This is a genomic window from Sphingomonas sp. UBA978, from assembly GCF_002292295.1.
Classification (GTDB): domain Bacteria; phylum Pseudomonadota; class Alphaproteobacteria; order Sphingomonadales; family Sphingomonadaceae; genus Sphingomonas.
In genome coordinates this window covers 69,765-85,996 of the sequence record NZ_DBBS01000016.1, presented here as the reverse complement: position 1 = coordinate 85,996, position 16,232 = coordinate 69,765, and the positions used below count along the sequence as shown (strand labels likewise).

At 69.8% G+C, this 16,232-nt stretch carries 18 protein-coding genes; 14 read left to right on the top strand and 4 right to left on the bottom strand.

Features of this window, described 5'->3' with window-relative positions; translation table 11 throughout:
- Nucleotides 1-3: 3 nt before the first annotated feature.
- The 4 genes from B2515_RS09190 to B2515_RS09175 all read right to left on the bottom strand — a co-directional run bounded on the left by B2515_RS09190 (nt 4) and on the right by B2515_RS09175 (nt 2,943).
- Nucleotides 4-177, bottom strand: a complete 174-nt coding sequence (locus B2515_RS09190) for a Trm112 family protein (protein ID WP_293875908.1) — start codon at nt 175-177, stop codon at nt 4-6.
- Nucleotides 174-800: an LON peptidase substrate-binding domain-containing protein gene (locus B2515_RS09185; protein ID WP_293875907.1), complete on the bottom strand. Its 627-nt coding sequence runs from the start codon at nt 798-800 to the stop codon at nt 174-176. The genes B2515_RS09190 and B2515_RS09185 overlap by 4 nt, the downstream gene beginning before the upstream one ends.
- Nucleotides 797-1,690 (bottom strand): tetratricopeptide repeat protein, encoded by an 894-nt coding sequence (locus B2515_RS09180; protein WP_293876034.1) that lies wholly within the window; start codon nt 1,688-1,690, stop codon nt 797-799. Before B2515_RS09180 ends, B2515_RS09185 begins: the two co-directional genes overlap by 4 nt.
- A 227-nt stretch (nt 1,691-1,917) precedes the next feature.
- The gene (locus B2515_RS09175; protein ID WP_293875906.1) at nt 1,918-2,943 is read right to left on the bottom strand and encodes a flagellin; all 1,026 of its coding nucleotides are present in this window, start codon (nt 2,941-2,943) and stop codon (nt 1,918-1,920) included.
- A gap of 271 nt (nt 2,944-3,214) precedes the next feature.
- Between B2515_RS09175 and B2515_RS09170 the strand changes: the two genes are divergently transcribed.
- From B2515_RS09170 to fliQ, 14 genes are read left to right on the top strand one after another with little or no spacing between them, the layout of a single operon-like run.
- Nucleotides 3,215-4,549: a sigma-54 interaction domain-containing protein gene (locus B2515_RS09170; RefSeq protein WP_293875905.1), complete on the top strand. Its 1,335-nt coding sequence runs from the start codon at nt 3,215-3,217 to the stop codon at nt 4,547-4,549.
- Nucleotides 4,546-4,908, top strand: a complete 363-nt coding sequence (fliE, locus tag B2515_RS09165) for a flagellar hook-basal body complex protein FliE (RefSeq protein ID WP_293875904.1) — start codon at nt 4,546-4,548, stop codon at nt 4,906-4,908. Before B2515_RS09170 ends, fliE begins: the two co-directional genes overlap by 4 nt.
- 3 nt (nt 4,909-4,911) lie before the next feature.
- Nucleotides 4,912-6,594 carry a flagellar basal-body MS-ring/collar protein FliF gene (gene fliF, locus B2515_RS09160; protein ID WP_293875903.1) on the top strand — a complete coding sequence of 561 codons (1,683 nt, stop codon included), beginning with the start codon at nt 4,912-4,914 and terminating at the stop codon, nt 6,592-6,594.
- Nucleotides 6,591-7,616 carry a flagellar motor switch protein FliG gene (fliG, locus tag B2515_RS09155; protein ID WP_293875902.1) on the top strand — a complete coding sequence of 342 codons (1,026 nt, stop codon included), beginning with the start codon at nt 6,591-6,593 and terminating at the stop codon, nt 7,614-7,616. Before fliF ends, fliG begins: the two co-directional genes overlap by 4 nt.
- On the top strand, nt 7,609-8,367 hold the full coding sequence (locus B2515_RS09150) for a FliH/SctL family protein (RefSeq protein ID WP_293875901.1): 759 nt from the start codon (nt 7,609-7,611) through the stop codon (nt 8,365-8,367). The genes fliG and B2515_RS09150 overlap by 8 nt, the downstream gene beginning before the upstream one ends.
- Nucleotides 8,367-9,692, top strand: a complete 1,326-nt coding sequence (locus tag B2515_RS09145; RefSeq protein WP_293875900.1) for a FliI/YscN family ATPase — start codon at nt 8,367-8,369, stop codon at nt 9,690-9,692. Before B2515_RS09150 ends, B2515_RS09145 begins: the two co-directional genes overlap by 1 nt.
- Nucleotides 9,685-10,116, top strand: a complete 432-nt coding sequence (locus tag B2515_RS09140) for a hypothetical protein (RefSeq protein ID WP_293875899.1) — start codon at nt 9,685-9,687, stop codon at nt 10,114-10,116. The genes B2515_RS09145 and B2515_RS09140 overlap by 8 nt, the downstream gene beginning before the upstream one ends.
- 39 nt (nt 10,117-10,155) lie before the next feature.
- Nucleotides 10,156-12,858: a flagellar hook-length control protein FliK gene (locus B2515_RS09135; protein WP_293875898.1), complete on the top strand. Its 2,703-nt coding sequence runs from the start codon at nt 10,156-10,158 to the stop codon at nt 12,856-12,858.
- 22 nt (nt 12,859-12,880) lie between these two features.
- Nucleotides 12,881-13,501 carry a flagellar basal body-associated FliL family protein gene (locus B2515_RS09130; protein ID WP_293875897.1) on the top strand — a complete coding sequence of 207 codons (621 nt, stop codon included), beginning with the start codon at nt 12,881-12,883 and terminating at the stop codon, nt 13,499-13,501.
- A gap of 4 nt (nt 13,502-13,505) precedes the next feature.
- Entirely contained in the window at nt 13,506-14,444 is a 939-nt protein-coding gene (locus tag B2515_RS09125; protein WP_293875896.1) for a flagellar motor switch protein FliM, read from the top strand.
- Nucleotides 14,441-14,740 carry a flagellar motor switch protein FliN gene (gene fliN, locus B2515_RS09120; RefSeq protein ID WP_293875895.1) on the top strand — a complete coding sequence of 100 codons (300 nt, stop codon included), beginning with the start codon at nt 14,441-14,443 and terminating at the stop codon, nt 14,738-14,740. The genes B2515_RS09125 and fliN overlap by 4 nt, the downstream gene beginning before the upstream one ends.
- A gap of 9 nt (nt 14,741-14,749) precedes the next feature.
- A complete protein-coding gene (locus B2515_RS09115; RefSeq protein WP_163957265.1) occupies nt 14,750-15,007 on the top strand; it encodes a flagellar biosynthetic protein FliO in 258 nt (85 codons plus the stop codon).
- Complete coding sequence (gene fliP, locus B2515_RS09110; RefSeq protein ID WP_293875894.1) at nt 15,004-15,903, top strand: flagellar type III secretion system pore protein FliP; 900 nt, start codon at nt 15,004-15,006, stop codon at nt 15,901-15,903. Before B2515_RS09115 ends, fliP begins: the two co-directional genes overlap by 4 nt.
- Nucleotides 15,904-15,913: 10 nt before the next feature.
- Nucleotides 15,914-16,183 (top strand): flagellar biosynthesis protein FliQ, encoded by a 270-nt coding sequence (fliQ, locus tag B2515_RS09105; protein ID WP_293875893.1) that lies wholly within the window; start codon nt 15,914-15,916, stop codon nt 16,181-16,183.
- The last annotated feature ends 49 nt before the right edge of the window (nt 16,184-16,232 follow it).

Genomic DNA, 16,232 nt, shown 5'->3' with positions numbered 1-16,232 from the left:
CGATCAGTCCGCCGCGAGCCGCCGGGCTTCCTCGGGCAGCATCACCGGCACGCCGTCGCGGACCGGATAGGCCAGCCCCGCCGCGTCCGATACCAGCTCCTGCGCCGCCGCATCATAGCGCAGCGGCTGCCGCGTCACCGGGCAGACGAGCCGTTCGAGCAGCCACGGGTCGATCATTGCAGCGTCACCTTGTCCTCGCCGTCGTGGCGGCCGAAAAATTGCATCAGCTGGATGATGAGCTCCGCCCGCGTCTCGATATCGGGGGCCTCGAGCAACGCCTGTTTCGCCGCGGTGTCGAACGGGGCGATCTGGGCGATGCCGTTGACGAGGCTCTCGTCGTCCAGCCGGCCGACCGCTTCCCAGTCCACCGTATAGCCCTGCGAATCGGCGAATCGGCGCGATTCCAGCTCCAGCGACGATCGTCGGCCGAGCGACAGCGCATCGTCGGCATCGATCGGCAGCAGTTCGGCCTCGACCTGGCGGAACGGCGTCGTCACGTCGAGTTCGCGCAGCACGCGGAACAAGGCGACGCCCTCCAGCACGAGATTGTAGCGGCCGTCATCCAGCGCCTCGACCTCGGCGATCCTGCCGACGCAGCCGATGTCGTAGAGCGCGGGCGCATCGGCACCGGCGGCGGATTTGGTCATCGGCTGGATCATGCCGATCCGCCGGTCGCGCGCCATCGCATCGCTCACCATCGCCCGATAGCGCGGTTCGAAGATGTGCAGCGGCAGGTGCATGCCGGGGAACAGCAACGCCCCCGGCAGCGGAAAGATCGAGAGGCGGGTGGGCGTCGTCATCCGAACAGAATCGCCGACAGCCGGCGGCGCTGGGCGGACACCCAGGGGTCCTCCAGCCCGACGACCCCGAACAGCTTGAGCAACTGCTGCCGCGCCGCATCCTCGTTCCAGCTGCGGTCGGCGGCGATGATATGCAGCAGGTTGTCGGCCGCACCTTCGCGGTCGCCCGCCGCCATCTGCGCATTGGCGAGCGCGAAGCGGCGCTCGTGATCGTCGGGACTGGCGGCGACCTCGGCCTGCAGGCCGGCAAAATCCTCGACCGGCGGTGCGCTCTGCGCCAGCGCGAGGGCAGCCTTCGCCCGGTCGATGCCGGCATCCCGGAGATCGGCGGGCAGCGCGTCGATCGCCGCCTGCGCCTCGTCGGTCAGCCCGGCGGCGACCAGCGCGCGGATACGGCCGGACAGAACCGCGGGATCGTCCGGCGCCATCTCGACCAACTGGTCGAAGATCGACAGCGCGCGCTCGGTGTCGCCGCTGGCCAGCACCTCCTCGCCCATCGCGATCAGCGGCTCGATCTCGGCGGCGGCGTCCGCGCCGGGCGCCGCAATCGGCAATTGCTTGAGCAACTGGTCGAGGATGACGCGCAGCTGCGATTCGGTACGCGCACTGGTCAGGTCCGCGACCAGCTGGCCCTGGAACATCGCATAGACGGTCGGGATCGACTTGATCTGGAATTGCGCGGCGATGAACTGGTTCTTGTCGGTGTCGATCTTCGCCAGCACGACGCCCTTGTCCGCATAAGCGGCGGCGACCTTTTCCAGCGTCGGGCCCAGCGCCTTGCACGGCCCGCACCATTCCGCCCAGAAATCGATGATGACGAGCGACGTCATCGACGGTTCGACGACGTCGCGACGGAAATCCTCGACCGCCTGCTTTTCGGCTGGCGACATTCCTAGCGTGGCCAAGTCATGCTCCTTCGTGATCGGTTGCCGCCCATGTGGGGCAGCAGGACGCCGACGCCAAGGTTTTTGCGGGCGTCGGACGAGTCGCGCATGTTCGATTCGCCGAAAACCCCGGCGGCCATGGGCCACCGGGGTTCTGGCTTTGCTCGACCTTGGGGGAAGAGCTCGGTCGGCGCCAACGCCCTTGGGGGGCAGCGCCAGCGCCGATAACCGGATTACTGGAGGAGCTTCAGGACGCCCTGCTGGCTCTGGTTGGCCTGCGCCAGCATCGCGGTCGAGGCCTGGCTCAGGATCTGCGCCTTGGCGAGCGCCGTCGTTTCCGCCGAGAAGTCGGCGTCCTCGATGCGGCTCTTCGCGTCGGTCAGATTGGTGACGTTGGTGGTCAGGTTGTTGACGACCGACTGGAGACGGCTCTGGCCGGCACCCAGCGACGCGCGGGTCGTGTTGACCGACTTCTGCACGGTGTCGATCTTGTCGATCGCGAGCTTTGCGTTGGTGTCGCTGCTGATGTCGACGCCGCCCGTCGGGTCACCCGTCGTCGCCGCCGTGTAATAGGTGTCGTTGGCCGCCAGCGTGGTCGTCGAACCGATGTCGGCGGTGACGAAGGCGACGGTGCCGCCCGTCTTCTTGGCGCCATAGGCCACGTCTTCCATCGTGACGGTGCGGGTCGTGCCGACCAGCGCGCCGGCCGCGACGGTTGCCAGACCGGCTGCGACGGTCGCACCGGCGACGCCGCTGACCCCGGTCATGTCGAGCTTGCTGATCTTCAGGTTGACCTGATCCGACGAACCCGCGCCGGCCTGGATCTTCACGGACGAGTCGTTCGCCGTGTCGAACAGCTTGACGCCGTTGAACTTGGTGTCGGCAATGTTCATCAGCTGCTTCTGCAGCTCGGCGACTTCGGTCTTCATGTTGCTGCGGTCGTCGGTCGAATAGGTACCCGACGCCGACTGGACCGCCAGTTCGCGCATCCGCTGCAGGATGTTCGTGGCTTCGCTCAGCGCGCCGTCGGCGGTCTGGGCGAGGGCGATGCCGTCGTTGGCGTTGCGGATCGCCTGGTTCATGCCGCGAACCTGCGCGTTCATCGAGGTCGAGATGGCGAGGCCGGCGGCGTCGTCCTTCGCCGAGTTGATGCGCTTGCCGGTCGACAGGCGCTCCATGGCGGACGACAGCTGCATGTTTGCCGAGGTGGAAGCATTCGCCGAACGGAGCGAGGCGATGTTGGTGCCGATGACGGTCATGAGGGTTCTCCAATTGCTGCGGCGCTCCCCGCCGCCCCCAGAGCGGAGGGCCGAGCCGCCAAATGGGGTAACGGCCCGGCCCGCGGCGGCTTAAGCGGAAAATTGCGGGCGGATGGCGCGGCAATCCGCCGATCCGGGCCCCTCGTACGGGGGCGTCGCGCGCGCGCGTTGCGAGCGGGCCGCGCCCGGAAATATTTTGCCGGGCGGCAAGCGTTTTAACACGGCGTTTACCCTTCTTGCCGCATGTGCAGGCTGTCCTTGGGGGATAACCATGCGTTCGATTTTTCCTTCCGCTGCGGTGTCGCAGCGCAAATATGCGCTCGTGTCGGGGCTTCGCGCCCAGGGGTTCGGCGTGGGTTCGTTCGAGACGGGCCAGCCCGGCCCGGGCGACCTGTTCCTGATCGCCGAGGGCGAGGCGCCGCCGGCGCCGGCGCGGACCGTTATCATCGGTGACGGCGACTCGCGGCACGTCATCCCGTCGCGCGACGGCAACCCGGCGCGAATCGCCTTCGGCCCGCAGGATGCGGCGGTCGGCAACGGCTTCGCCCGCGCGCTCGTCGCCGGTCCCGACATGCCGACCGCGGCCGATCCCGAATCGCTGGCGCTGCTCGCGCTGGCCGAGCGCGTTGCGCAGGCGGACATCACCGTCCTCATCAACGGGCCCACCGGCACCGGCAAGGAAGTGCTGGCCCGCGCGATCCACAACAATTCGCCCCGCAAGGCCGGCCCGTTCATCGCGATCAACTGCGCCGCGCTGCCCGAGACGATGCTGGAAGCGCTGCTGTTCGGTCACCAGAAGGGCGCGTTCACCGGCGCCTCCTCGGGCGGCGAGGGCTTCTTCCGCGCAGCCGACGGCGGCACGATCCTGCTCGACGAGATCGCCGAGATGCCGCTCCAGCTCCAGGCCAAGCTGCTGCGCGTGCTGCAGGAGCGCGAGGTGGTGCCGATCGGCGCATCGGTGCCGCAGAAGATCGACGTCCGCGTCATCGCCTGCGCCAACCGCGACCTGCAGGGCGAAGTCGCCGCCGGCCGCTTCCGCGCCGATCTCTATTACCGCCTGTCGGTCTTTCCGCTGTCGACCAAGCCGCTCGCCGAGCGTGTGCAGGATATCCCCGCACTCGCCGCGACGATGATCCTGCGCCATGCCGGCACGCGCGCGCTGGTGCCGTGGCCGACCGCCGATGCGGTCGAGCTGCTGATGCGCCACGACTGGCCGGGCAACGTCCGCGAGCTGGAAAACGTCATCCAGCGTGCGCTGCTGTTCGCCGGCGGCGACACGATCGAGGCGAGCCACATCGTCTTCGACCGGCCGATCAGCTTCACCTTCCACCGCGATCCCGCGCCGGTGACGCAGCTGTTCCCGTCCGCCGCGCCGGCCGAGCCCGCGGCAGCGGCGCCCGTCACCCTCGGCAACGTCGTCCAGATGAGCGAATTCCAGGCGATCCGCGAAATGCTGGCGGCCTGCGGCGGCAGCCGGATCGAGACCGCACGTCGCCTCGGCATCTCCGAGCGCACCTTGCGCTACCGCCTCGCCAAGGCGCGCGAACAGGGTGAGGATCTCGCCCGTCCGTACGGCGCCGATACCGCCTGGGCAGTTTCGGCATGAGCGCGATCGGCGGGGTCGGCGGCGCGATGAGCGTCGACCGGGTGATGCAGCTGCGCGCGCAGATCCTCGAGCGCAACCAGGCGCTGAGCCGGGCGAGCGCGCCGGAGACGGCTGCGCCTGCGGGCGGCGCGACGAAGCCGACCAGCTTCGCCGACACGCTGCAGGATGCGCTGAAGGACGTCAACGCGACGCAGACCAAGGCGTCGGCGCTGTCCGAAAGCTACGAACGCGGTGAGACGGTCGATATCGCCAAGGTCATGCTGGCCCGCCAGCAGGCCTCGGTCGGGTTCGAGGCGACGCTGCAGGTCCGCAACAAATTGCTGTCCGCCTACAAGGACATCATGAGCATGCCGGTGTAATCGATGAGCACTGCACTCGCCACCACATCGCCCTCGGCCCTGCCCGAGAAATTCGCCAACCCGCTGTTGCAGATCAAGGGCGTGCTCGCGCAGCCCGCCGTCCGCCGCAGCCTGCCGATGGCCATGCTCGTCGCGCTGATCGGTGCCGCCGCGCTCGCGTGGATGACGCTGTCGACGCCGACGCAGAAGACGCTGTTCACCGGGCTGACCGATGCCGACAAGCAGGCGGTCACCTCCGCGCTGACGCAGGCCAACATTTCCAGCCATATCGACGACGGCACCGGTGCGCTGACCGTCGACGAGGATCAGTTCAGCAAGGCGCGGATGCTGCTCGCCGGTCAGGGCCTGCCCAAGCAGGCGCCCGGCGGCTACGCCATCCTCGACCAGCTGCCGATGGGCGTCAGCCGCGCGGTCGAGGGCGAGCGGTTGCGCCAGGCGCGCGAAACCGAGCTTGCCCGCTCGATCGAGGATATCGACGCGGTCGCCGAGGCGCGCGTCCATCTCGCCACGCCCGAAGCCTCGGTGTTCGTGCGCGACAACGCCTCGCCGTCCGCCTCGGTGGTCGTCAAGCTGCAGGGCGGCCGCGCGCTCAGCCAGGCGCAGGTCCAGTCGATCATCAACCTCGTCGCCAGCTCGGTTCCGGGGATGAAGCCCGAGAGCGTGACGATCGTCGACCAGATGGGCGCATTGCTGTCGAAGCCCGGCGCCGGCGGAGCCGATGCGACCGGCGATGCCCGGCTCGAGATGCAGCGCAAGACCGAGGACAAGGTCCGCCAGCAGCTGGTCCAGCTGCTGACGCCGCTGGTCGGTGCCGGCAATTTCACCGCCGAGGTGCAGGCCGACATCAACCTCGACGAGACGCAGGCGACGCGCGAAAGCTACGAGAAGCAGGGCGCCCTGCGTGCCGAGACCGGCAATTGGGTCGGCAATCAGGCCGGTGGCCCGGCAACGCCCGGCGGCATCCCCGGCGCGCTGTCGAACACCCCGCCGCCCGCCAGCCAGCTGCAGACGCCGCAGGCCGCCAACGGCGCCAGCGGTGCCCCCGCTGCCGAGCCGACGCCGGTCGCCGGTGGCCCCGCGCCCAACCCCAACAAGCAGAGCGACAGCTTCCAGCGCGCCTACGACCTCGGCAAGGAAGTGTCGGTGACGCGCCAGACGCCGGGTTCGGTCAAGCGCCTGTCGGTCGCGGTGCTGCTGCGCGATCCCGACAAGTCGCGTCGTACCGCGATGGAGATCGGCCAGATCACCGATCTGGTGAAGAGCGCGGTCGGTTTCGACCAGGCGCGACAGGACCAGGTGACGGTCATCAGCCGCAAGTTCGCCGATGCCGCCGGCGATGCGGACGGCCCGGCCTGGTACGACAATGCTTGGTTGCCGGTACTCGCTCGCAACGCAACGGCGATCGTGATCGCGTTGCTGGTGCTGCTGCTCGGCGTGCGGCCGCTGGCCAAGGGTCTGATGAAGAAGCGTGAGGATGCGACCGAACCGTCGGCGACGGCGCTTGCCGGTCCGGCGGGCAGCCCGGCGGCGGATGGCATCACCGTGCATGAATCGGTCAGCCTCGACCGGCTCGAGGCGACGCAGACGGTCGACGACCGGATCGGCGCGGTTCGCGGCTTCACCCGCGACAATCCCGCCCGCGCCGCGCTCGCGATCCGCGACATGATAAAGGCGGACGCCAAGTGAACGCGGTCACCACCCCGATCGTCGCCGCGCGCACCTATACCGGCGTCGAACGCGCCGCGGTGCTGATGATGCTGGTCGGCGAGGAAGAGGCCGCGGCCATCCTCCAGAAGCTCGATCCCGAGGAGGTGCGCCAGCTCGGCTCGGCGATGTTCGCGGTCGCCGACGTCTCCGAACAGGAGATGGAGGACGTGCTCGACGATTTCGTCGGCAAGGCGCGCGAACGGACCGGCATCACTTTCGAGCCAAGGCCGCGGATCGAGGCGGTGATGAACCGCGCGCTCGGCCCCGAAAAGGCGGAGAGCGTGCTCGCCCGCATCACCCCGCCGGAAGCGGCGTGCGAGCTCGAGATCCTCGACTGGCTCGAGGCCGGCGAGATCGCGCAGATGATCGAGAAGGAGCATCCGCAGATCGCGGCGGTGATGATCGCCAACCTCGACCCCACGGTCGGCGGGCAGGTGCTCGAACTGCTGCCCGACGCGGTGCAGCCCGATATTCTTCACCGCATCGCGCGGCTTGGGCCGATCAACCCCGATGCGGTCGAGACGCTGAAGGCGGTGCTCGCCAACCGGCGCGGCGGCGGATCGTCGGCCAACGGCCTGACGCTGGGCGGCACGCGCGAGGCGGCCAAAATCCTGCAGGGCGCACGCAAGGCGACGGAGCAGCGGGTAATGCCGAAGCTGTTCAAGATCGACAAGGACGTCGCCAAGGCGATCGAGGAGGCGATGTTCGTCTTCGACAACCTGCTCGACATGGACGACAAGAATCTCGGCACGCTCATCCGCAACGTCGACGGCGACATTTTGTCGCGCGCGCTCAAGGGCGTCGACGAGAATGCGCGCGGCCGGTTCCTCGGCTGCATGTCGGCGCGCGCCGCCGACGGCATCCGCGACGAGATGGAGGCGCGTGGGCCGATGAAGCTCGCCGAGGTGCTGGAGGCGCAGAAGGCGATGATCGGCATCGCCCGCAATCTCGCCAAGGACGGCACGATCGTGATGGGTGCGAGCGACGACGATTATGTCTGAGTTCGTCGCAGGGTTCGCCGCCCGTCACGATACCGCCGCCAACCTGCTCCAGGCGGCATTCGCCCCGCCCGCCGGCTTCACGCCGCGCGACATGTGGGCGACGCTGGAACGCGCGATGGGCGGCGAGCGCGAGGAGGCTCGCAGCCGTCCCGCGTCCGCGGGCGGTCCCAAGCATTTCAGCCCCGCGGATCCGGGGGGCGAGAAGCCGACCCACGGCTGGGATCCGCTTGATACGCAGGTGGAGCCGAGTGGGTTTATCGATCCGGTCGAGACCGCGCATGCGGCGGGCTATGCCGAGGGGCTGGCGGCAGCGGCGGTGGCGGCGCGCGAGAGCGGCGACCGCGACCGGGCGCTGCTCACCGAACTGACCGCGGCGCTCGCCAACGGCCACCAGCTCGACCGCGACCGGATCGCCGGGCAGCTGCGCCAGACGGTGCTGCTGCTGGTCGGCCGGCTGGTCGGCGAATGCGGGGTCGCGCCCGCGGTGCTCAACGGCCGGATCGAGGTCGCGGCGGAGATGCTCGCCGACGCCAGCGAATCGGCGCTGCTGCGGCTCCACCCCGACGACCTGCCGCTGGTCGACGGATCGTTGCCCAAATCGATCTTCGCCGCCGGCGACGCGTCGCTGTCGCGCGGCAGCTTCGTGCTCGAAAGCGCCTCGACCCTGGTCGAGGACGGGCCGGAGCTGTGGCTCGGCCAGCTCGCCGCGGCGATCGACCGCGTGCCGGTGCCGCCGCTGGAGCCGCGCTGATGCTCAACCGGTTCACCGCGGATTATCTCGAGACGCTGGGCGTCGCCGATTTCCGCCCGACGCCCAAGGTGTCGGGGCGCCTGTCCTCCTATGACGGGCTGTTGATGGAGGCCGTCGGCCTGTCGCTGCCGGTGGGGACGATCTGCGAGATCGGCGAACCGGGCGCGAAGGTCGAGGCGGAGGTGATCGGCTTTCGCAACGGGCGGACGCTGTTGATGAATCTCGGGGGTCCCGCCGCGCTGCTGCCGCGTGCCCCGGTCCGTCCCGTCGGCCCTCCGGGCGAGGCGGAAGTGGGCGATGCGCTGCTCGGCCGCGTCGTCGACGGCGCGGGCAAGCCGATCGACGGGCTCGGCCCGATCCGCGGCGCGCAGACCTGGCCGCTCGCCGGCAAGCTGCAATCGCCGCTCGACCGCGGTCGCGTGCTCCAGCCGATGGACGTCGGCGTGCGCGCGATCAACGGGCTGCTGACGATCGGTCAGGGCCAGCGCGTCGGCATCATGGCGGGCTCGGGCGTCGGCAAGTCGGTGCTGCTCGGCATGATGGTGCGCGCGGCGCAGGCGGACGTGATCGTCATCGGCCTGATCGGCGAGCGCAGCCGCGAGGTCGCCGACTTCCTCGAAACCAAGGTCGCCGGCGAGGCGCGCCAACGCGCGGTCGTCGTCGCGGTGCCCGCCAACCACAGCCCGGTGCTGCGCATCCGCGGCGCGCTGCGCGCCACCGCGATCGCCGAAGCCTTTCGCAACGAAGGCAAGAAGGTGCTGCTCATCATGGACAGCCTGACCCGCGTCGCACATGCCGGCCGCGAGATCGGGCTGGCGCTGGGCGAACCGGCATCGGCGCGCGGCTATCCGCCGTCGGCGATCGCGATGCTGCCCAATCTGATCGAACGCGCCGGCACCGACGTGCGCACCGGCGGGTCGATCACCGCGATCTACACGGTGCTCGCCGACGGCGACGACGGCAACGATCCCGTGGTCGATTCGGCGCGCTCGATCCTCGACGGGCATATCGTGCTCAACCGCCATCTGGCCGAGCGCGGCGTCTATCCGGCGATCGACATCGGTCCCTCGGTCAGCCGCGTGATGACCGATATCGCACATCCCGACCACGTCCATGCCGCGCGCGTGCTGCGCCGCCACCTTGCGACCTATGAGGAGAATCGCGACCTGGTGCTGATGGGCGCCTATCGCCCCGGTGCCGATCCGGCGATCGACGCCGCGATCGCCGCTCATCCGGCAGTGATGGAATATATCAAGCAGGGCAGCGACGAGAACGTCCCGCTGGGCGATGCGATCGCCGAACTGACCGGCGTGTTCGGTGCCTGACGCGAAGAAGCTCGCACGCATCCACCGCGTGCGCACGCTGCAGCTGGGCCTGACCCGCGCCGAAGAGGTGCGGGCGCACGAGAAGTTCGCGAGCGAGACGACGCTCGCCAACCGAATCCAGGCGCTCGCCGATGCGGTGTCGCCGACGCCCGCCAGCATGGCGAGCGCCGCGACGCTGGGCGCGCAGGCGCATTTCCGCGAACGGCTCCACCAATCCTCCGCCGCGGCGCAGATGCGCGTCCAGTCGGCCGAGATGTTCGTCAACCGCGCCGCCGAGGCGACCCGCTCCGCCAAGCGCGACCAGAGCGCGATCGAGAAGCTGCTCGAGCGGGCGCGCCGCGCCGCACTCGTCAAGGAGATGCGGGCGCTGGAGGATACGCCGCCCGTGTCCCCGTTGAAGGCAAAACGGCACGATCCTTGCTAATCGTCGCGGGACACCTTCGTTCCTGACGAGACCCGCCCGATGATAACCGCCGCCGCCGCCGCCGCCTCTGCCGCTGCCCCTGCCGTCTCCCCGACCGTACCCGGCCAGCCGGCCAAGGGTGGATCGCCGGCCGCTGGCGACCTGTTCGCGCTGTCGATGATGGCGGTCGGGGCGGGGGAGGGCGCCATGGCCGACACCGGCGACGCGCTGGCCCGGCAACCGTTTGCCGCCCCCGGCATGACGCTGCCGACCGCCGCCGCACCGGCGATCGATCCGGCGCTCGCGTGGCTGCCCGCGGTCGATATTCCGATACCCGCACCGATGGAGGTGCCGCCCGCCCTGGCGAAGGTCGTGACGGTTCCTGCACCGGTCGTGTCCGCGCCCGTCCTGCGGCGCGGGACGGCGGTGGCGGCATTGGCGGTGGCGACGGCCGCGCCCGTCGTCGCAGCGGCGGTGCGACCCACGCCGGTGCCGTCGGCGGACGGGGTGCAGCCGGATGCGGCCGTTGCCGGGGAGTCGGTGACGCGGGTGCCGGTTCCTTCGCGCGGGGCCGCGCCGGTGGTGGCGGAGGACGGTGTTGCACAGGATGCCGCGATCGTCCGCGATCCGTCCCGGTCGGTGGTGCCGTCCGTCGTTGCGGACCCGTACGGCCTGCCGGAGTCCGATGGACAGGTCAGTCCGGCGATCGGCGGCGAGCCGGTGGCTTCGACGGCGCCGGTGATCGCGGATGCATCGGTCGATCCGCGCCCGAATCCGGCGCCAGTGCGGGACCTGTTGATGGCGGATGCGCCGGATGTTCCGGGCCGGCCTGCCGGGCGTCAGGCGGTTCCGGCGGACACCATCCGGCCGATGGTCGATGATGCGACCTTGCCCGCGCCGGTCGCGGGCGATGTCGCGTCGCCGCTGGCCCCCGTCGTGGCCGATGCCAACCCGGACGTTCCTGCGCCGATAATGCGCGACGTCGCTGCAGGCAAGGCGACCGCTCCGCGCAAGGTCGCGGGAGACGCACTTGCCGCGCAGCCGGTCGGCCGGTCGGTGGCAGAGCCGCTGCAGGCTGATTCGCCGGCCGTGGAATCGGACGAGGATGATATGCGGGATGCGTCAGAGATCGTGCCGCTCGTCCAGCCCGATCCCGGAGCGGCGATCCTTGCCCTCGCTCCGCAACCCGTCGCACTGCCGATCGACCGCCCCGTAGCGCCCACCGCGCCAGTGCGCGCGGCACCGGATGCGGTCGACGCGGCGCCGGTGGTCGGGATCGCGGCGTCGCGGGCTCCGGTTGCGCCCGTGGTGGCCGAGGGCGTGTCGGTCGACGCCTTGTCGCCATCGTTCGCCACGGCCGTTCCGGCCGACGGTGCCGCGCCGATTGCCGATCCCGAGATACAGGACGCGCGCGACGCCGCGGTGTCCGCCCGGTCGGACACTGCGGGCAGGGCCCGTGAGCGCACGCCGGGCCGGTCCGATTCTCCCGCGGTGGCCATCGCTCCGCCGCCTGCTGCACCGACAATGGTTGCCGATGATGCGCAGCCGGCTGCAGTATCGACGGCGCCGCAAGCGATGGTCGAGCCCGCAGCGGTGCCGATCGCACGCGGGGCGTCGAAGATCCGGGCGTCGCGTCCGTCGCAGCATGGGGAAGACGTCGGTCCTGCGCCGGTCGCTGCGCCGCCGCGCTCCGATGCACGCCCTCTCCTGCCCGAGGCCATTGCGCTCACGGCGCCGCCGCTTCCGGTCGCTCCGATACGCCCGAGCGCGCAGCGATCTGCCACGGCGGCCGATACCGGTGCCGCGCCGGTCAGCGCGCCGAACGCTACGCCTGCCGTGCCGGCCGCGCCCGCCCCGGTTCGGGCTGAGGCCGTCGTCGCGCCCGCGTCGCCGATCGTGACGCCGGTCATCGCCGTCGCGGCGCCGGTGTTGGTCGCGGCCGCGCCCGTGATCGATGCGCCGGCGACGGTCGCGCCTGCGGTGGCGGACGTCGCGCCGTCGCCGGTCGAGCCGCGCCAGACGTTCATGCGCGAAGTGTCGGGCAACGCCCGCCAGACCGTCGCGCTGCGCCCGCAGGCTGCGGCATCCGTGCAGCCGGTGGCCGGAACGACCGCACCGGCGGCGCAGGTGTTCGGTGCCGCGATGCATGCGGCGGCCGGCAAGGAGGATCGGGTCCGTGCCGAGCCGATCGATCCGGCGATCACCGCCACGGCGGTGGCGGCGCCGGTGCGCGAGGTGGCGGCGGTCGCCGATGCCGGCGCGCCGACGCTCGACATGCGCCAGAGCGGCTGGCCGACGCATATGGTCGATCACATCGAGGCGCTGCGCGATGCCGCCAACGCCAACGACACGCGCATCCGCCTGGTCCCCGATGCGCTCGGCGCGATCGATATCGCGGTGCGGACGGTGGGCGACGCGATCCACGTCCGCTTTGCCGCGGAGGATTCGGTCACCCGCACGATGATCGAGGACGCGCAGCCGCGGCTCGCCGAGATCGCGCAGGAGCGCGGGCTGAAGATCGGCCAGACGATCGTCGAGCCCGCCCCCGCCGCCGGCCAGGCGCATGCCGGCCAGTCCGGCACCGGCCAGTCGGCCGCGGGCAACGGCCAGCAGCAGGCCTCCGCCCAGGCGCAGGCGCAGGCGGGCCAGCAGCAACCGCGCCAGCAGCCGCAGCAGCAGGCCGCCACCGGGCGCCAGCCGGCCGGCGCGGCCCGCGCCCCCACCCCCGATAAAGATGCGGCCGCCAACGGCCGTATCGCCTGATGTCATTTGAGGACCCACGACGATGAGCGACAAACCCGAAGACGCCGCCCCCAAGAAGAAGGGCGGCAAGATGAAGATCATCATCATGGTGGTCGCGCTGCTGGTGCTGGTCGGCGGCGGCGTCGGCGCCGGCGTCTATGCGGCGAGCAGCGGCCTGATCGGCGGCGGCCATGCGTCGGCGCCGGAGGACCATGGCCCCAAGCTGGTGCCCAAATCCGAACAGAAGCGCGCCGCCGCAGGCGGCGAGGGTGAAGGCGGCCATGGCGGCGGCGAATCGGCCGGCAGCGGCGGCCAGCACGTGCCGTCGGGCGGGAACGGCGACAAGTTCGCGTCCAATTACTACACGATGGACCCGCAATTCACCTCGAACCTCCAGGATTCGGTCCATGTCGTCCAGGTCGGCATCGCGGTGTCGACGCCCTACGACGACACGGTCATCGAAAACATGAAGACCAACGACATCGCCGTGCGCTCGGCGGTGCTGCTGGCGCTGGGCGACACGCCCGAGGAGCAGGTGTTCACCTCGGCGGGCAAATTGCAGATGCAGCAGCGGCTGACCAAGGCAATCAACGCCGTTCTCGAGCAAAAAGAGGGATTCGGCGGCATTAGTAACGTCTACTTTACCAATTTCGTTGTTCAGTGAGGTCATGGTTAACGCCGGGGCAACCTCTGATCGACGGACGCGGGATCGCCAGCCCGCCGCGCATGCGGTGGGGCTCGATGCGACCAAGCTCAATCCGTTCGGCGACCTGCACACGCTGCAGCATCTGTCCGCGCGCCTCGCGCGGTCGCTGCGCGGCGTGTTCGAGCCGTTGCTGCGGCACGAGGTGCGCGCCTGGGCGGAACCGCTCGTCGTCCAGCGCTTCGGCGACTATCGCTCGGAGAAGGGCGACCTGCTGACCGCATGGCTGCCGATGACGATGTCGCCGCAGGGCGCCAGCGCGCTGTGCGTGCTCGACGGCGTCTTCGTCCTCAAGCTGCTCGATCTGTTCTTCGGCGGCAACGGCGCGACGCCGCTGCTGATGCCGACCGAATTCTCGCCCGCGGCGGACGCGATGGTGACCAAGATCGGCCAGACGCTCGCCGGCCCGCTGCGCACCGCCTGGGAGCCGCTGGCGCGGATCGACTTCACCCCGACGCATGTCGAATCGAACGCGGCGATGCTGGCGGCCGATAGCGACGATGCGATGATCGTCACCCGCTTCGGCATCGCCGCCGGCGAGGATGCCCCGGTGTTCGTCGACCTGCTCTATCCGGTCACCGCGCTCAAGCCGCATGCGCCGACGCTGACCGGCAAGGTGCTCGACAAGCAGGAGGCGGACCCCGCCTGGCGCACGTCGCTGACCCGCGCCGCGATGAACGTCCGCTTCCCGATCCGCTCGGTGCTCGCCGAGCCGGTGGTGCCGCTGGCGCTGCTGATGAACCTGAAGGCGGGCGACGTGATCCCGATCAGCTTCGACGCGCAGGTGCCGGTGATGGTCGGCAACGACTGCCTCGGCCGCGGCACCGTCGGCACCTCCAACGGCCATGCCGCCGTCCGCCTTACCTCCCTTGCCCGATTCGACGACGAAGGACCTGACGCATGAACGACATGACCGGCGGCTTCCCGCTAGATGCCGGAGTGGCCGCCAATTTCCGGCTGCTGCAGGACGTCGACGTCAAGCTGACGGTCGAGATCGGCTCGACCTCGCTGACCTTGCGCGAACTGCTCGCGCTCGGCGAATCGAGCGTCATCGAGCTGGATCGCCAGGCGAACGAGCTGCTCGACGTGTTCGTCAACGGCACGCTGATCGGCCGCGGTGAGGTGGTGACGGTCGGCGACCGCTTCGGCGTGCGGATGACCGAGCTGGTCACGCCCGACAAGTCCGCCGGCCGGAACTGAGGCGCGATCATGCTCTGGTCCTATATTCTCAAGCTCGTCATCCTGCTGCCGCTGGTCTGCGGCCTGATGATCGGCTGCCTCTACGCCTGGCGGAAGCTCGAGACGCGGATGCCCGGCGGCAAGCCGACCAACCGCCTGATCGCGGTCAAGGAAACCATGATGATCTCGCCCGGCCTGCGCCTCGCGGTGCTCGACTTCGAAGGCAAGCGGCTGCTCGTCTCGGTCGGGCGCGGCGGCGTCAACCTGATCGACAAGGTGGACCAGTGACACCGACGATCACGCGGCGCGGCCACGGCCCCGCGCTGTTCAAGCCCGCGCGCCGGGCGCCCGCCGCGTCGACGCGGGGCTATAAATGGATGTGGGCGATCCTCGCCATCGCGCTCGCGCTGCTGGTCGCGATGCCCGCCTTCGCGCAGGCCGCACCCGCGGCCGCACCGGCGGCGGCGCCCGCACCGGGCGTCGGCGATGCGGTGGATCGCGCGCTCGGCCAGCTGAGCGCGGGCGCGGCATCGGGTGGCGGCACGCAGGCAGCGCCGCTGTCGCTGTCGCTGCAGGTCCTCATCATCATGGGCCTGCTGACGATCCTGCCGGGCATCCTGCTGATGATGACCAGCTTCACCCGGATCGTCATCGTGCTCGCGGTGCTGCGCCAGGCGCTGGGCCTGCAACAGACCCCGCCGAACCAGGTGCTGATCGGCCTCGCGCTGTTCCTGTCGCTGTTCATCATGGCGCCGACGATCAGCCAGATGAACAGCCAGGCGATCCAGCCCTATGCCGCCGGCCAGCTCGCCGGCACGCAGATGATCGAGCGCGCTGGTGCGCCGCTCCACGCCTTCATGGTCAAGCAGACGCGGATCAAGGACGTGACGATGTTCGCCGAAATGGCGAAGTCCGGCCCCTATGCCTCGTCCAACGACATTCCTTTTGCAGTATTGCTCCCCGCCTTCGTGACGTCGGAGCTGAAGACCGCGTTCCAGATCGGTTTCCTGATGTTCCTGCCGTTCATCGTCATCGACCTCGTCGTCGCGACGGTGCTGATGAGCCTGGGCATGGCGATGCTGTCGCCGACGATCATCTCGCTGCCATTCAAGCTGCTCCTGTTCGTGCTGGTCGACGGCTGGGCGCTGACCATGGGCAGCCTCGCCAATTCGTTCGCGACCTGAGGATATCGTCATGGATGCAGACTATTTCCTCACCGTCGCCAACCAGACGATGTGGGTGCTGGCGCTGGCCAGTGCGCCGATCCTGATCCCCGCGCTGCTCGCCGGCCTGATCCTCGGCATGATCCAGGCGGCGACGTCGATCAACGAGCAGACGCTGAGCTTCGTGCCGAAGCTGCTGGTCGTCGCGTTTTCGATCATGGTCTTCGGCAGCCTGATCCTCGGGCTGCTGACGGATTTCACGGTCGGCATGTTCGAGCGCATTCCGGATCTGGTGAAGTGACCATCTCCCTCTCCCACCGGGAGAGGGAAGGGGCCCGCCCGGCGCAGCC

Coding starts and splice junctions, on each gene's coding strand:
- B2515_RS09190 (WP_293875908.1), bottom strand. CDS start 177: ATGATCGACCCGTGGCTGCTCGAACGGCTCGTCTGCCCGGTGACGCGG.
- B2515_RS09185 (WP_293875907.1), bottom strand. CDS start 800: ATGACGACGCCCACCCGCCTCTCGATCTTTCCGCTGCCGGGGGCGTTG.
- B2515_RS09180 (WP_293876034.1), bottom strand. CDS start 1,690: ATGTCGCCAGCCGAAAAGCAGGCGGTCGAGGATTTCCGTCGCGACGTC.
- B2515_RS09175 (WP_293875906.1), bottom strand. CDS start 2,943: ATGACCGTCATCGGCACCAACATCGCCTCGCTCCGTTCGGCGAATGCT.
- B2515_RS09170 (WP_293875905.1), top strand. CDS start 3,215: ATGCGTTCGATTTTTCCTTCCGCTGCGGTGTCGCAGCGCAAATATGCG.
- fliE (WP_293875904.1), top strand. CDS start 4,546: ATGAGCGCGATCGGCGGGGTCGGCGGCGCGATGAGCGTCGACCGGGTG.
- fliF (WP_293875903.1), top strand. CDS start 4,912: ATGAGCACTGCACTCGCCACCACATCGCCCTCGGCCCTGCCCGAGAAA.
- B2515_RS09150 (WP_293875901.1), top strand. CDS start 7,609: ATGTCTGAGTTCGTCGCAGGGTTCGCCGCCCGTCACGATACCGCCGCC.
- B2515_RS09145 (WP_293875900.1), top strand. CDS start 8,367: ATGCTCAACCGGTTCACCGCGGATTATCTCGAGACGCTGGGCGTCGCC.
- B2515_RS09135 (WP_293875898.1), top strand. CDS start 10,156: ATGATAACCGCCGCCGCCGCCGCCGCCTCTGCCGCTGCCCCTGCCGTC.
- B2515_RS09130 (WP_293875897.1), top strand. CDS start 12,881: ATGAGCGACAAACCCGAAGACGCCGCCCCCAAGAAGAAGGGCGGCAAG.
- B2515_RS09125 (WP_293875896.1), top strand. CDS start 13,506: ATGGTTAACGCCGGGGCAACCTCTGATCGACGGACGCGGGATCGCCAG.
- fliN (WP_293875895.1), top strand. CDS start 14,441: ATGAACGACATGACCGGCGGCTTCCCGCTAGATGCCGGAGTGGCCGCC.
- B2515_RS09115 (WP_163957265.1), top strand. CDS start 14,750: ATGCTCTGGTCCTATATTCTCAAGCTCGTCATCCTGCTGCCGCTGGTC.
- fliQ (WP_293875893.1), top strand. CDS start 15,914: ATGGATGCAGACTATTTCCTCACCGTCGCCAACCAGACGATGTGGGTG.